Source organism: Streptomyces sp. NPDC050535 (genome assembly GCF_044457665.1).
In the GTDB taxonomy this organism is placed as follows: Bacteria; Actinomycetota; Actinomycetes; order Streptomycetales; family Streptomycetaceae; genus Streptomyces.
The window spans coordinates 144,006-157,677 of the sequence record NZ_JBITHE010000001.1 but is presented as its reverse complement, the minus strand read 5'-3'; the positions used below and the strand labels follow the sequence as shown (position 1 = coordinate 157,677).

Here is a 13,672-nt window from a genome sequence, read left to right as displayed (position 1 = left end):
TGACAGCGTCGTACCCACGTTTCGCTGACAGCGTCGTACCCGTGCGGGTCAGCGTTCGAACCGGTACCCCATCCCCGGCTCGGTGATGAAGTGCCTGGGATGCGAGGGGTCCGTCTCCAGCTTGCGGCGGAGCTGTGCCATGTAGACCCGCAGATAGTTCGTCTCCGTGCCGTACGACGGTCCCCAGACCTCCTGGAGCAGCTGTTTCTGGCTGACCAGACGGCCGGTGTTGCGCACCAGGACCTCCAGGAAGTGCCACTCCGTGGGGGTCAGGCGCACGTCACGTCCGTCGCGGTTGACCTTCTTCGCGGCGAGGTCGACGGTGAAGTCGTCGGTCTCGACGATCACGTCGTCCTCGCCGGCCCCGGTGGGCTCCGCGCGGCGGACGGCGGCGCGCAGCCGGGCCAGCAGTTCGTCCATGCCGAAGGGCTTGGTGACGTAGTCGTCGGCGCCCGCGTCGAGGGCCTCGACCTTCTCGTCGGAGGAGTGCCGGGACGAGAGCACCAGGATGGGCACCCGGGTCCAGCCGCGCAGCCCTCTGATCACCTCGACGCCGTCCATGTCGGGGAGGCCGAGGTCGAGCACGATGACGTCGGGGTGGCGGGCCGCGGCGAGCTGGAGCGCGGTGGCTCCGTCCGGGGCCGCGTCGACCTCGTACTTGCGTGCCTTCAGGTTGATGACGAGGGCACGCGTGATCTGGGGCTCGTCATCGACCACGAGGACCCGGGTCATGAGGCCTGCCTTTCCACTGCTGATGGTGCTGACGCATCCACCGCTGATGATGCCGACTGAGGTGTTGATACCGCGTTGGCCGGTTCGGGGCCGGGGGACACCGCCCGGAGCGTGAGCACCATGGTGAGTCCGCCGCCGGGGGTGTCCTCGGCGTCGAGGGTGCCGCCCATGGCCTCGGCGAAGCCGCGGGCGACCGCCAGGCCCAGGCCGACGCCCGCGCCGCGCGGAGCGTCACCGTAGCGCTGGAAAGGGGCGAAGATCCGGTCCTTGGCCTCGTCGGGAACCCCGGGGCCGCGGTCCACCACCCGCATCTCCACCCGGTCGGCCATGGCGCTCGCCGACACCAGGACCCGTTCGTCGGCGGGGCTGTACTTGACGGCGTTCTCCACGAGGTTGGCGACAGCCCGCTCCAGCAGCCCCGCGTCGACCGCGATCATCGGCAGGCTCTCCGGGATGTCCAGTCCGACGCTGCCCTCGGGTACGCCGCCGAGTGCCATCGGGACCACCTCGTCGAGGTCGATGTCCCTGATGAGGGGCGTGACGGTGCCGGTCTGGAGGCGGGACATGTCCAGCAGGTTGCCCACCAGGTGGTCGAGCCGGTCGGCGCCGTCCTCGATGCCTTCCAGCAGCTCCGCCTGATCCTCCTCCGACCAGGCCACGTCGTCCGAACGCAGGGAGGAGACCGCCGCTTTGATGCCCGCGAGGGGGGTTCGCAGGTCGTGGCTGACGGCCGCCAGGAGCGCCGTGCGGATGCGGTTGCCTTCCGCCAGTTCCTTGGCCTGGTCCGCCTCGTGCTGGAGGCGCTGCCGGTCCAGGACCACCGCGGCCTGTGCGGCGAAGGCGGCAAGGACGCGGCGGTCGGAAGCCGGCAGGACCCGTCCCGACAGCGCGAGGGCCATGTGGTCGCCCACGGGAATGTCCACGTCCGCGTCCTCGGGCCGCTCCACCAGCGGACGGGGGCCGACGCTGCCCGCGCAGGTCCACGGATCGACGTCGCTCTCCCGTTCGAGGAGGGCCACCGACTCCATCCCGAAGGTCTCCCGGACCCGTTCCAGGAGCGCCTCCAGGCTGTTCTCGCCGCGCAGCACACTGCCCGCCAGGAACGAGAGGATCTCCGACTCGGCACGCAGCCGCGCCGCCTGGTGGGTGCGCCGGGCCGCGAGGTCCACCACGGACGCCACGGAGACGGCGACGCCGAAGAAGATGGCGATGGCGACGATGTTCTTGGGGTCGGCGATCGTCATGCGGTGCAGCGGCGGCGTGTAGAAGTAGTTGAGGAGCAGCGAGCCGAAGGCCGCCGAGGCGAGCGCCGGGTACAGGCCGCCCAGCAGGGCCGCAGCCACCGTCAGCGCCAGGAACAGCAGCATGTCGTTGGCGAGACCGAGGTCCACCGTGTTCAGGAAGAGCGCGAGAAGCACCGGGGCGAGCCCGCCCACGAGCCAGCCCCAGATGATCCGGGAGCGGCCCAGCCGCGCGCCCCGCGCCACCGGCAGCCCGCGCCCCTTGGCGACCTCGTCGTGGGTGACGATGTGCACGTCCAGGTCGGAGCCCGACTCCCGGGCGACCGTGGCACCGACGCCGGGTCCGAACATGTACTGCCAGGTCTTGCGGCGCGAGGAGCCGAGCACGATCTGCGTGGCGTTGACGCCCCGCGCGAAGTCCAGCAGCGCGGCCGGGATGTCGTCCCCGACGACGTGGTGGAAGGTGCCGCCGAGGTCCTCGGCCAGGGTGCGCTGGACGGCGAGTTCCTTGGGCGAGGCGGAGGTCAGGCCGTCGCTGCGGGCGATGTAGACGGCCATCACCTCGCCCCCCGCACCCTTCTCCGCCAGCCGCGCGGCCCGCCGGATCAACGTCCGGCCCTCCGGACCGCCCGTCAGTCCCACCACGATCCGCTCCCGCGAACCCCAGATCTTCGACACCCGGTGGTCGGTGCGGTACTCGGTCAGGTATTCGTCGACCCGGTCGGCCACCCACAACAGCGCCAGCTCACGCAGCGCGGTGAGGTTCCCCGGGCGGAAGTAGTTCGACAACGCCGCGTCGACCTTGTCGGACTTGTAGATGTTGCCGTGCGCCATCCGACGGCGCAGCGCCTGCGGCGACATGTCCACCAGCTCTATCTGGTCCGCCCGCCGGACCACCTCGTCCGGAACGGTCTCCCGCTGCCGCACCCCCGTGATCGACTCCACCACATCGCCCAGCGACTCCAGATGCTGGATGTTCACCGTCGAGACGACATCGACGCCGGCCGCGAGAAGCTCCTCCACGTCCTGCCAGCGCTTGTCGTTCCGCGAACCCGGCACATTGGTGTGCGCGAGCTCGTCCACCAGGGCCACCTGGGGGCGGCGGGCGAGTACCGCGTCCACGTCCATCTCGCTGAAGACCGTGCCGCGGTACTCCAGCTCCCTGCGCGGGACCTGCTCCAGGCCGTGCAGCATCACCTCGGTACGCGGCCTGTTGTGATGCTCGACGAACGCGACCACACAGTCGGTCCCGCGTTCGACACGCCTGTGCGCCTCGGAGAGCATCGCGTACGTCTTGCCGACGCCCGGTGCCGCGCCGAGGTAGATCCGAAGCTTGCCGCGTCCCATGGTCCCTATTGTCTTCCCGTCACCGCTGTGTACGCAGCGTCGACCTTACGGCCAACAATCCTGACAAAAGGGATGGGGAAGCCGGACTGAGAGGGTTTTGACAAAACCCTGATGGCCGAGCGCCCGTATCGCTACTGGGCACCCGGCCAAGCAAGGGAGCTAATGGGATCGTCCCCGCCTGTCAGCTCAGGTTGTCCCCCTGGGTGAGGGTCTCCCAGGCCACGAAGAGGTTGTTGGTGCCGGACGGGCGGTTCTGGAGGGTCAGGTTCTGGGTGTTCGTCATGGCGTAGCCGAGACGGTTGTGCATGGCGTTGTAGCCGACCTCGGTGATCGGGCCGAGCCCGAGCGTGAGGGACCCGCCGCACAGGGAGCTCGGCACGGCCTCGCCGAGTTGGTACCTGGCCTGGAAGCCGAGAGCCTGACGCAGCCGCTCGCCGACGTCGGTGGTGTACAGGTCGATGCCCTGGATCCGGCTGGTCTCCGCGACGTGCGAGATGGAGGAGATGCCGTACCCGGTGTGCACGAAGTCGCGGCAGGTCTCCTGGGTGAGCCCGGTGGTGAAGGTGGACTGCCCCTGCCAGTAGGCGACGATCTTGGCCGTGGTGTTGAGGTTCTGGCTCGGCACGGTCTTCGGCACGGAGCCGTCGGAGGAGAGATAGATGTACGCGGCCGTACGGGTCCGGAACTTCGCCATGGCCGAGTCCCACGCCCCCCTGTCCTCAAGGAAGACGGAGATGCCGATGGCGGCCTCCATCATCGTCAGCTCCCAGTTCCCGTTGGAATTGGAGCCGTTGATGATCTCGGGCAGGTAGACGTTGCGCAGCATGGTTCCGAAGCGCGCGGAGTTGGCCCACGTGCCTGTGTACGTGTACTTGATGATCTCGGCGGCCTTCGGCCACGAGGAGCCGGCCCAGCCGGTCTGCAGAGGCGCGTTGCTGTTGGTGTGGTCGGTGATCGTGGCCGACCAGGCGTCCATCAGCTGGATGGACTTCTGCGCGTAGCGGGCGTCACGGGTGATGTACCACGCGAGAGCAGTGGTGTAGGCGGCTATCGCGTCCTCACGCTCGTTGGTACAGCCGTTGTTGGGGTTCGAGTACGAGCCGCACTCGACGACCGCGCGCGGTGTGGGCGTACGCGTCAGCGAGGCGTACTTGCTCGCCAGCATCTGGTCGTAGGCGCCCTTCCATGGCTGGGCGCCGGCCAGAACCTGGGTGCGGGCGAAGTCCAACTGCCCCGTGGAGACGCCGACTCCGGGATGCACGAAGGTGGCCGGCGCGGCTTCGGCCTGCTGCTGGGCGCCGGGCAGGGCGAGGAAGCCGGCGACCAGGGCGGCGGTCGTGGCGACGGTGACGAGGAAGGCCGGGAGGCGTCTGCGGCGGTGAACTGTGGGGGACTCGGGCATGTGAGGGGATCCGTTCTTGTATGTGAACGACACACTGGGGACTGAACACACGCGCTGGCGGGACCATAGGTCCAGACCAAATCCCCGTCAACCCCCGAAGGCGGAACCGCACTTCAACCACCCTCCGTGGAGAAGGGTTTGGGCATACGAAAAGGGCCGCACCCCGGTGAAGGGGTACGACCCTGATCCACGTTCCTCTGGAGTGCGGCGGAGCGTCAGCGGACCTCGGTGATCTCCGGCCCGCGCTGCAACTGCCCCATACCGCCGGAGAAGCGGGAACCGGCCTGCTCCTCCTGCTGGACGCCCTCGGGCACCATCTGCGCGTCGTTCGGCAGCTTCAGGACGATCGGGTCGCGAGGGGCCATCGGACCCTCGCCGCGGACCACGACCGTGTCCCGGAAGATCTGCTCGAGAAGCCCCGCGGCCTGCGGCTGCACCGCGCCCTGCCCGGAGATCACTCCGCGCAGGAACCACCGGGGGCCGTCCACACCGACGAACCGCACGACCTGGAAACCGCCAGTGCCGTCCGGCAGTTGCACCGGGACCTGCGCGCGCAACTCCCAGCCCAACGGGCCCTCGACCTCGTCGATGACACCGCCCTGCTGGGTGATGCCGGAGGCGATCTCCTCGCGGACCTCGCCCCAGATTCCCTCGCGCTTGGGAGCGGCGAAGGCCTGGAGCTGAACGGCGCTGTCCTTCAGGACGACGGTCGCCGCGACGATCGCGTCGCCCGCGACCTCGACCCGCAGCTCCATGCCGTCGACTCCGGGCACCAGGATGCCGCCCAGGTCCACACGCCCCTCGGCGGGGTCGCGTACCTCCGAGTCGTCCCAGGGTCCGTCGGGCCGCGGCTCCGGCTCGAGCCTCACGCGCTCCCGCTCCGTACCGTCCGCCTCAGTGTCGACATCGTCGACGACCTGCTCGGCCTCGCCCGCCGCGTCCTCGGCGGCACTGCCCTTCTTGCGACGTCCGAACACGTCACTGTCCTTCCCGGTCGGATACGACCGAAGCGTATCGATTCCCACCCGCCCCGCCGCCCACGGCGGCATGACCGCCGGTGGACCCGAAGCCCCCTGCGGCCCGCGCCGAGTCGGGAAGCTCCGCGACCTCCTGGAAGCGGACCTTCTCGACCTGCTGGACGACCAGTTGGGCAATCCGGTCGAAGCGCTCGAAGCGCACGGACTCGTGCGGGTCGAGATTCACCACGATCACCTTGATCTCCCCACGGTACCCGGCATCCACCGTCCCCGGGGCATTCACGAGAGCGACACCGCAGCGGGCGGCCAGCCCGGAACGGGGGTGTACGAAGGCCGCGTACCCCTCGGGCAGCGCGACAGACACTCCCGTGGGCAGAACGGTCCGTTCACCCGGCTTCAGTTCACATCCCTCGGTGGTGCGCAGATCCGCTCCCGCGTCACCGGGATGCGCGTACTCGGGAAGCGGAACTTCCGGGTCGACGCGCTTGATCAGCACATCGAGGGGATTACGGGTCACGGGTTCACCTCGAAGGCGCGTGCGCGCCTGACCTGGTCGGGGTCGTTCATGGCCGCCTGGATCTCCGCCCGGCGGCCGTTGTCGATGAAGTGGTCGACCTTCACCTCGATGAAGAGGGCGTCGGCGCGGACGGCGACGGGTCCCTCAGGGCCGCCGATCCGCCCGGTGGCGGTCGAGTAGATCTTGCGCCCCGCCACCGCCGTGACCTCGGCCTCCAGGTACAGCACGGTGTCCACGGGCACGGGCCGTACGAAGTCGGTCTCCAGCCGTCCGGTCACCGCGATGGTCCGCAGCAGCCAGTTCAGCGAGCCGAGCGCCTCGTCCAGCGCGGTGGCGAGAACGCCGCCGTGCGCGAGACCGGGGGCGCCCTGGTGGGCGGCCCGCACGGTGAACTCCGCCGAGATCCGGACCCCCTCCCCCGCGCGGGCTTCGAGGTGCAGACCATGGGCCTGTCCCTCGCCGCACCCGAAACACTGTCCGTAGTGCGCGCCGAGGAGTTCACCCGGTGGGGGTGCGTCGGGGTGCCGCACCGGCGGGACGGCGTCGGCGGGAGGCTTCAGAGCTGCGGAAGTACCACTCACAGCCGCAGACCTTACCCGCGCGTCAGGGCAACGTACGCCCCGTGCCAAGCTTGACCGCATGCAGCTCTCCGCCTCGCCGTACGAAGAACGCCTCAACGCCCCCCGGACGTGGTGGCTGGTCTGCTTCCTGGTGGGGGTCTCGATGGCCCTGATCTTCCTGCCGTTCGGTGCGCTGCCGCTGCTGGGCGGCCTGGTGGGCGGCACCGCGGTCGCGGCGGTCGTGACGAGTTCGTACGGCTCGGTCCGCATCCGGATCGTGGGCGACTCCCTGATCGCGGGCGACGCGAAGATCCCGGTCGCGGCGCTCGGCGAGGCCGAGATCCTGGACCGGGAGGAGGCGCGCGCCTGGCGCACGTTCAAGGCGGACACCCGCGCCTTCATGCTCCTGCGCTCCTACATCCCCACCGCCCTGCGCGTCCAGGTCACCGACCCCGCGGACCCGACGCCGTACCTGTACCTGTCGACCCGGGAGCCGGAGCGCCTGGCGGCGGCACTGGTAGCCGCCCGGGCAGCGGCCTAGGAAACCGGTCGCCGCAGGCCCGGCGGGACGAACTCAGCTCCCGAGCTCCTTGGGACCGTCCCCCATGGGCAGGGGGTCGGCGGGCCGGTCCAGCGGAGGCAGCTCCGGCAGCGCCTCCCACGGCACCTGCGTCTTCCGCAGGTCCTTGCGGATGTGCTCCGCGAGACGTCTGGTGTCACGGCGGTTCATGACGGCACCGACCGCCGCACCGACCATGAACGGCATCAGGTTGGGCAGGTCCCGGACCATCCGCTTCATGATCTGCTGGCGCAGCTGACGCTTCATCGGGCCGCCGAGAGCGGCGTTGAGCGTCGCCACCTTCGTGACGTCGATCCCGCGCTCGGTGGACCACGAGTTCAGGTAGCCCGTGCTGCGCTGCGTCAGATTCCCGGGCGGCCGTGCGCCGTACACCTCGTGCAGTTCGGCGATCAGCTTCAACTCGATCGCGGCGACGCCGGTGATCTCGGCGGCGATCTCCGTCGGCATCGCGGGCGGCACCGGCAGCATCGCGGCCGCGCCGATACCGGCGCCCACCGCGGACGTCGCGTTGGCCGCGCCCGCGACGAGTTTGTCCGCGAGCTGTTCCGCGGTGAGACCGGGGAACTGCCGACGGAGGGCCGCGAGGTCCCGTACGGGGATACGCGGAGCTATGTCGATGATGCGGTCGGCGAGGTAGGACAGACCTGCCCTGGCCCTGCTGCCGCCCTTGCGGACGCCTTCCTTGACTCCGTCGCGGACGGCGGCCGCACGGCGCTTCGCCACGGGCGCCGGGGTGCCCGCGGGCACCAGTTCGCCGGCGGACGAGGAAGCCCCTGCCGACGTCGTGGCGGGCGCCGGGTCGAGCGAGGCTGATCCTGGTCCGGAAGAGCCCCGCTCGTCGTCACGCACGCCTTCAGAGCCGTCTGACGGCCCTTCGTCCGCTCCCCCTCCGGAGGAGCGGCGCTTCCAGGGAGGGGTCGAGCCAGTCACGGCCGACCCCCCCTCAGTCGCAGTCGCGGCAGATCGGCTGGCCGTTCTTCTCCCGGGCCAGCTGACTGCGGTGGTGCACCAGGAAGCAGCTCATGCAAGTGAACTCGTCCTGCTGCTTGGGCAGGACCCGGACGGCCAGCTCTTCGTTCGAGAGGTCCGCGCCGGGCAGCTCCAGGCCTTCTGCTGCCTCGAACTCATCCACGTCTACAGACGACGTCGACTTGTCGTTCCGGCGAGCCTTCAGTTCTTCAAGGCTGTCGGAATCGACGTCGTCGTCGGTCTTGCGTGGGGTGTCGTAATCCGTTGCCATGTCGCTCTCCCCCTCTGGGTGTCTGCGGTGTCTCAGCGCACGTAACGCGTGAGAGGCCGGACTTGTGCCCGACCCGAGGCGGAGATTTTGCCTCACATCAAGGTCTGTTACTCAATCGACACCCAACCGGACACCTCGAGAGTGATCGGCTTGGATGGCGATGCGGACCGTACACGGTCCGAAGGCCGCACTTCAAAGGCGTCCCACCGTGTACTTCCCGTGATCCGGACCCCCGAAAACCCGGATTTTCCCGGCTTTCCGGCAGTCTTCTTGATCACGGAGAGTAGATGGCCAGAAATTCGCCCTTGTGATCGATCACACACGAGCCTCCCGGACGTATGCCCAGAAAATTCCGCGCAAAGCGAACATCCTCGCGTGTCGGCGACATGGTCTCAGATCGGCAGGGTGACTCGCATCACGAGCCCACCTCCTTCACGCGGCTGAGCGACGATATGCCCTCCGTGCGCGCGGGCGACCGACCGGGCGATCGACAGGCCGAGGCCCACGCCCTTGTCGCTGCCCGTGCGCTCCGTACGCAGCCGCCGGAAGGGCTCGAAAAGATTGTCGACCTCGTACGCGGGAACGACCGGCCCCGTGTTCGACACGACCAGGACCGCCTGACCGTGCTGGACCTCGGTCGTGACCTCGACCCAGCCGTCCTCCGGCACGTTGTACCGGACGGCGTTCTGGACGAGGTTCAGGGCGATCCGCTCAAGGAGCACGCCGTTGCCCTGGACGACCGCCGGGGCGCGCTCCCCGCGGATCTCCACCCCCTTGGCGTCCGCCTCGGCGCGCACCTGGTCGACGGCCTGCGAGGCGACCTCGGCGAGGTCCACGGGCTTGCGCTCGACGATCTGGTTGTCGCTGCGGGCGAGCAGCAGCAGGCCCTCGACAAGCTGCTCGCTGCGCTCGTTGGTGGCGAGCAGGGTCTTGCCGAGCTGTTGCAGTTCCGTCGGTGCCCCGGGGTCGGAGAGGTGCACCTCGAGAAGCGTGCGGTTGATCGCCAACGGCGTCCGCAGCTCGTGCGAGGCGTTGCCCACGAAGCGCTGTTGCGCGGTGAAGGCCCGCTGGAGCCGCTCCAGCATGTCGTCGAAGGTGTCCGCCAGTTCCTTCAACTCGTCGTCCGGGCCGTCGAGTTCGATCCGCCGGGAGAGGTCCGAGCCTGCCACCGCGCGCGCGGTGCGGGTGATCCGGCCGAGCGGCGCGAGCACGCGGCCGGCCATCGCGTAGCCGAAGGCGAAGGCGATGATGGCGAGGCCGAGCAGGGCCAGCAGCGAGCGGCTGAGGAGGTCGTCCAGGGCGTGCTGGCGCTGTTCGTTGACGCAGGCGTTCATCGCGCTGTTGAGCTCGGTCGCCGTGGGCTGCGAGGGGAAGTTGCAGCTCTGGCTGCTCACTCCGCCGGAGACGATCCTGAAGGGCAGATCACTGCCCACGTTCAACGCCTGCGCGGCGAGCAGGTAGATGATCGACAGCAGCATGATGCCGGCGATCAGGAACATGCCGCCGTACAGCAGCGTCAGCCGTATCCGGATGGTCGGCCTCAGCCACGGGAACGGTGGTTCCACCCTTCTCGGGTCCCACGTGGGCTTCGGAGGCGCCGCGGGGGGCGCGGGGGTCGTGGTCACGGTGGATCAGATCCGGTAGCCGGAGCCGGGCACGGTGACGATCACAGCGGGCTCGCCGAGCTTGCGGCGCAGGGTCATGACCGTGACCCGCACGACGTTGGTGAACGGGTCCGTGTTCTCGTCCCAGGCCTTCTCCAGGAGCTGCTCCGCGGAGACGACGGCGCCCTCGCTGCGCAGCAGCACCTCCAGGACGGCGAACTCCTTGGGCGCGAGCTGGACTTCCCTGCCGTCGCGGAAGACCTCGCGGCGGTTGGGGTCGAGCTTGATCCCGGCGCGCTCCAGGACGGGCGGCAGCGGCAGGCTCGTACGGCGTCCGAGGGCACGCACGCGTGCCGTCAGCTCGCTGAAGGCGAACGGCTTCGGCAGGTAGTCGTCGGCGCCGATCTCCAGGCCCTCGACGCGGTCGCTGACGTCCCCGGAAGCGGTGAGCATCAGCACGCGGGTGGGCATGCCGAGCTCGACGACCTTGCGGCAGACGTCGTCGCCGTGCACGAGGGGGAGGTCCCGGTCGAGGACCACCACGTCGTAGTCGTTGACGCCGATGCGCTCCAGGGCGGCCGCGCCGTCGTACACGACGTCGACGGCCATGGCCTCCCGGCGCAGCCCGGTGGCAACCGCATCGGCGAGCAGCTGCTCGTCCTCGACGACGAGTACGCGCACGTCGCTTGTCCTTCCTCTGTCCACTCGCGGCGCCTCCTCGGCGCACGCGGGCAGGGTCCTGTCGTGGGGTAAGACCTCCATCCTGCCCTTTTCGGCCATAAGTCGGCTGTAAGGCGGGTGAGAGCGCCTGGGAATGCCAGATTTTCTCGTGCGGTTGAGGTTTCCACGGAAGGGAGCGGGGGGACGACAGCTTTACACCCCGCGATCACGCTCTGCTTGTGGCAAGCCACCCAGTGGTACGTCAATCCGCTTTCCGCAGAGTGGGCGTGGGTGTCCGGCACCGTCGCCGCCCAGCCGGGCAGCGCTGGGCACCCCTTGGAGACGTGATCGCCCCTTCCGAACGGCACACCCCCGTGCCACCGACCCACGACCCAGGACGAGGGGGCGCAGCATGGACGCTTTCACCGCAGGACTTCTGCAGCGCATAAGGGCTACCGAGTCCGATCTGACGCGGGCTCGCGAAACAGGCGACGACTTCCTCGCGGAGGTCGAGCAGGCCGAGCTCGACGACCTGCACCGCCTCGCCGCCGAGCACGGTGTGGAGGTCGGCGCGACTCGCGTCTGATCAGTTCTTCAGCTCTTCATCTCCATTCTTCATTCGTACGAGAGCGGGCCCCGGCATCGATCCAGTGCCGGGGCCCCGCTCCGTTCCCACCTGCCGCGCGTGCTGTCGTACGCGCCGTCAGTCGTGCCAGGCGCCGAACTCCTCCAGGAGCCGCTGGAGGGGCTCGAAGACGCCCGGGGAGGCCGCCACCGCCAGATCACCTCCGGGGCGCTCTCCGGGGCGCCCACCGGTCAGGGCGCCCGCCTCACGGGCGATCAGGTCTCCCGCCGCGAGATCCCAGGGGTGCAGCCCGCGCTCGTAGTAGCCGTCGAGGCGGCCCGCGGCGACGTCGCACAGGTCGACCGCCGCCGAACCGGAGCGCCGGATGTCACGGACCAGCGGGATCAGCCGCTGGGCGACATCGGCCTGGTGGATCTTGACCTCGGTCACGTAGTTGAAGCCGGTGGAGACCAGGGCCTGGTCCAGGTCCGGTGAGGGACGGCAGGTCAGCCGGCGCTCGCCCACCCAGGCTCCGGTGGCCCGGGCGCCACGGCCGCGTACGGCGTGGTAGGTCTCGCCGCGCATCGGCGCCGCCACGACTCCCACGACGGTCTCGCCGTTCTGCTCGGCGGCGATGGACACGCCCCAGGTCGGGAGGCCGTACAGGTAGTTGACCGTGCCGTCGAGCGGGTCGATGACCCAGCGGATGCCGCTGGTGCCCTCCGTGGAAGCGCCCTCCTCGCCGAGGAAGCCGTCGGCGGGGCGGTGCTGGGCGATCAGGTCGGTGATCAGCTTCTCGGCGGCGATGTCCATCTCGGTGACGACGTCGATCGGGCTGGACTTGGTCGCGGCGACCGTGAGGTCCGCCGGTCGTCCGTCCCGCAGCAGCTCACCGGCGCTACGGGCGGCCTGGTGGGCGAGCTGGAGCAGTTCGGTGTGCAGGGGGTCGATCACGGGGCTCCTCAGGCGTACGGACTGTCGGCGCCCGCGGCGGCGGGCTTGGGGGCGCGGGCCGGGCAGCAGCCCACCGGGCACAGGTCGTGACTCGCGCCGAGAACACCCAGGGCGCAGGGTGTCACCTGCCGCCCGCTCTCGGTCGCGGCGCGCTCCAGAACGAGCTCACGGATCGCCGCGGCGAACCGCGGGTCGGCGCCCACGGTGGCCGATCGGCGCACCGGCAGACCCAGCTCCGCCGCCTTGGCCGTGGCCTCCGTGTCGAGGTCGTACAGGACTTCCATGTGGTCCGACACGAACCCGATGGGCGCCATCACGACGGCCGGGACACCGGCGCCGTGCAGCTCCTCCAGGTGGTCGCAGATGTCGGGCTCCAGCCACGGGATGTGCGGGGCTCCGGAGCGCGACTGGTAGACGAGCTGCCAGGGGTACTCGATCCCGGTCTCCTCGCGGACGGCGTCGACGATCAGCCGGGCGACGTCCAGGTGCTGCCTGACGTAGGCACCGCCGTCGCCATGGCCCTCCACGGGCCCCGAGGTGTCGGCGGCGGAGTCCGGGATCGAGTGCGTCGTGAAGGCGAGGTGCGCGCCCTCCCGTACGTCCTCGGGGAGGTCGGCCAGGGACTTCAGGACGCCCTGGGTCATGGGCTCCACGAAACCGGGGTGGTTGAAGTAGTGCCGCAGCTTGTCGATCCTCGGCAGCTCCAGACCCTCGGCCTCCAGGGTCGCCAGCGCCCCGGCGAGGTCCTCGCGGTACTGACGGCAGCCCGAGTACGAGGCGTACGCGCTGGTGGCGAGGACGAGGACACGCCGCCGGCCCTCGGCGACCAGCTCGCGCAGGGTGTCGGTCAGGTAGGGCGCCCAGTTGCGGTTGCCCCAGTGGACGGGCAGGTCCAGGGCGTGGTCGGCGAAGTCCTTGCGGAGCGCGTCGAGCAGCGCGCGGTTCTGGTCGTTGATGGGGCTGACCCCGTCGAACAGGAAGTAGTGCTGACCCACCTCCTTGAGCCGCTCCTTGGGGATACCGCGGCCCCTCGTCACGTTCTCCAGGAACGGAACCACGTCGTCCGGGCCTTCCGGGCCGCCGAACGAGAGCAGGAGCAGGGCGTCGTAGGGGTGGGCATCGAGCGCATCTGGCATGCCTTCGATCCTGCCACCCGTGACTGACAGACGGACAGCGGCCACGTGCCGAACGGCACGAGCGAGTGCGTTAGTGTCACCTCACCCGTAAGCTGTATCGGCCAGATTCACGCCTTACCGGAATTCAGGCCCCCGTGGTGACCGGGCGGCCGAGCCG

At 69.7% G+C, this 13,672-nt stretch carries 14 protein-coding genes; 2 read left to right on the top strand and 12 right to left on the bottom strand.

The genetic code is table 11. The annotated features are described in order from the left end of the window. Positions 1 to 48 precede the first annotated feature (48 nt). The 6 genes from ACIBLC_RS00670 to ACIBLC_RS00645 form a co-directional block, all read right to left on the bottom strand. On the bottom strand, positions 49 to 732 hold the full coding sequence (locus tag ACIBLC_RS00670; protein ID WP_399208392.1) for a response regulator: 684 nt from the start codon (positions 730 to 732) through the stop codon (positions 49 to 51). Beyond that, positions 729 to 3,320 (bottom strand): ATP-binding protein, encoded by a 2,592-nt coding sequence (locus ACIBLC_RS00665; protein ID WP_399208391.1) that lies wholly within the window; start codon positions 3,318 to 3,320, stop codon positions 729 to 731. Before ACIBLC_RS00665 ends, ACIBLC_RS00670 begins: the two co-directional genes overlap by 4 nt. Before the next feature lie 181 nt (positions 3,321 to 3,501). Then, positions 3,502 to 4,722: an alginate lyase family protein gene (locus ACIBLC_RS00660; protein WP_399208390.1), complete on the bottom strand. Its 1,221-nt coding sequence runs from the start codon at positions 4,720 to 4,722 to the stop codon at positions 3,502 to 3,504. 215 nt (positions 4,723 to 4,937) lie between these two features. Next, complete coding sequence (locus ACIBLC_RS00655; RefSeq protein ID WP_399208389.1) at positions 4,938 to 5,699, bottom strand: DUF3710 domain-containing protein; 762 nt, start codon at positions 5,697 to 5,699, stop codon at positions 4,938 to 4,940. A 1-nt stretch (position 5,700) separates the two neighbouring features. Beyond that, the gene (gene dut / locus ACIBLC_RS00650; protein ID WP_399208388.1) at positions 5,701 to 6,216 is read right to left on the bottom strand and encodes a dUTP diphosphatase; all 516 of its coding nucleotides are present in this window, start codon (positions 6,214 to 6,216) and stop codon (positions 5,701 to 5,703) included. Further along, positions 6,213 to 6,797, bottom strand: coding sequence for a PaaI family thioesterase (locus tag ACIBLC_RS00645; RefSeq protein ID WP_399208387.1), 585 nt, complete (start codon positions 6,795 to 6,797; stop codon positions 6,213 to 6,215). Before ACIBLC_RS00645 ends, dut begins: the two co-directional genes overlap by 4 nt. Before the next feature lie 58 nt (positions 6,798 to 6,855). On the opposite strand from ACIBLC_RS00645, the gene ACIBLC_RS00640 reads away from it, so the two are divergent. Beyond that, on the top strand, positions 6,856 to 7,317 hold the full coding sequence (locus ACIBLC_RS00640) for a DUF3093 domain-containing protein (protein WP_399208386.1): 462 nt from the start codon (positions 6,856 to 6,858) through the stop codon (positions 7,315 to 7,317). A gap of 33 nt (positions 7,318 to 7,350) precedes the next feature. Here the strand turns inward: ACIBLC_RS00640 and ACIBLC_RS00635 are convergent, their stop codons facing one another. The 4 genes from ACIBLC_RS00635 to ACIBLC_RS00620 form a co-directional block, all read right to left on the bottom strand. Further along, positions 7,351 to 8,286 (bottom strand): hypothetical protein, encoded by a 936-nt coding sequence (locus tag ACIBLC_RS00635; protein ID WP_399208384.1) that lies wholly within the window; start codon positions 8,284 to 8,286, stop codon positions 7,351 to 7,353. A 13-nt stretch (positions 8,287 to 8,299) separates the two neighbouring features. Continuing rightward, positions 8,300 to 8,596 (bottom strand): DUF4193 domain-containing protein, encoded by a 297-nt coding sequence (locus ACIBLC_RS00630; RefSeq protein ID WP_003997302.1) that lies wholly within the window; start codon positions 8,594 to 8,596, stop codon positions 8,300 to 8,302. Positions 8,597 to 8,988: 392 nt separating this feature from the next. Beyond that, positions 8,989 to 10,221: a sensor histidine kinase gene (locus ACIBLC_RS00625; RefSeq protein ID WP_399208383.1), complete on the bottom strand. Its 1,233-nt coding sequence runs from the start codon at positions 10,219 to 10,221 to the stop codon at positions 8,989 to 8,991. Positions 10,222 to 10,227: 6 nt separating this feature from the next. Next, a complete protein-coding gene (locus ACIBLC_RS00620; protein WP_399208381.1) occupies positions 10,228 to 10,881 on the bottom strand; it encodes a response regulator transcription factor in 654 nt (217 codons plus the stop codon). A 391-nt stretch (positions 10,882 to 11,272) separates the two neighbouring features. Between ACIBLC_RS00620 and ACIBLC_RS00615 the strand changes: the two genes are divergently transcribed. Then, positions 11,273 to 11,446 carry a hypothetical protein gene (locus ACIBLC_RS00615; protein ID WP_167459062.1) on the top strand — a complete coding sequence of 58 codons (174 nt, stop codon included), beginning with the start codon at positions 11,273 to 11,275 and terminating at the stop codon, positions 11,444 to 11,446. 117 nt (positions 11,447 to 11,563) lie between these two features. Here the strand turns inward: ACIBLC_RS00615 and ACIBLC_RS00610 are convergent, their stop codons facing one another. Further along, positions 11,564 to 12,379: an inositol monophosphatase family protein gene (locus ACIBLC_RS00610; RefSeq protein ID WP_399208379.1), complete on the bottom strand. Its 816-nt coding sequence runs from the start codon at positions 12,377 to 12,379 to the stop codon at positions 11,564 to 11,566. An 8-nt stretch (positions 12,380 to 12,387) separates the two neighbouring features. Further along, the gene (locus tag ACIBLC_RS00605) at positions 12,388 to 13,515 is read right to left on the bottom strand and encodes a ferrochelatase (RefSeq protein WP_399208378.1); all 1,128 of its coding nucleotides are present in this window, start codon (positions 13,513 to 13,515) and stop codon (positions 12,388 to 12,390) included. Positions 13,516 to 13,672: the final 157 nt, after the last annotated feature.

Coding starts and splice junctions, on each gene's coding strand:
- ACIBLC_RS00670 (WP_399208392.1), bottom strand. CDS start 732: ATGACCCGGGTCCTCGTGGTCGATGACGAGCCCCAGATCACGCGTGCC.
- ACIBLC_RS00630 (WP_003997302.1), bottom strand. CDS start 8,596: ATGGCAACGGATTACGACACCCCACGCAAGACCGACGACGACGTCGAT.
- ACIBLC_RS00615 (WP_167459062.1), top strand. CDS start 11,273: ATGGACGCTTTCACCGCAGGACTTCTGCAGCGCATAAGGGCTACCGAG.
- ACIBLC_RS00660 (WP_399208390.1), bottom strand. CDS start 4,722: ATGCCCGAGTCCCCCACAGTTCACCGCCGCAGACGCCTCCCGGCCTTC.
- ACIBLC_RS00665 (WP_399208391.1), bottom strand. CDS start 3,320: ATGGGACGCGGCAAGCTTCGGATCTACCTCGGCGCGGCACCGGGCGTC.
- ACIBLC_RS00640 (WP_399208386.1), top strand. CDS start 6,856: ATGCAGCTCTCCGCCTCGCCGTACGAAGAACGCCTCAACGCCCCCCGG.
- ACIBLC_RS00605 (WP_399208378.1), bottom strand. CDS start 13,515: ATGCCAGATGCGCTCGATGCCCACCCCTACGACGCCCTGCTCCTGCTC.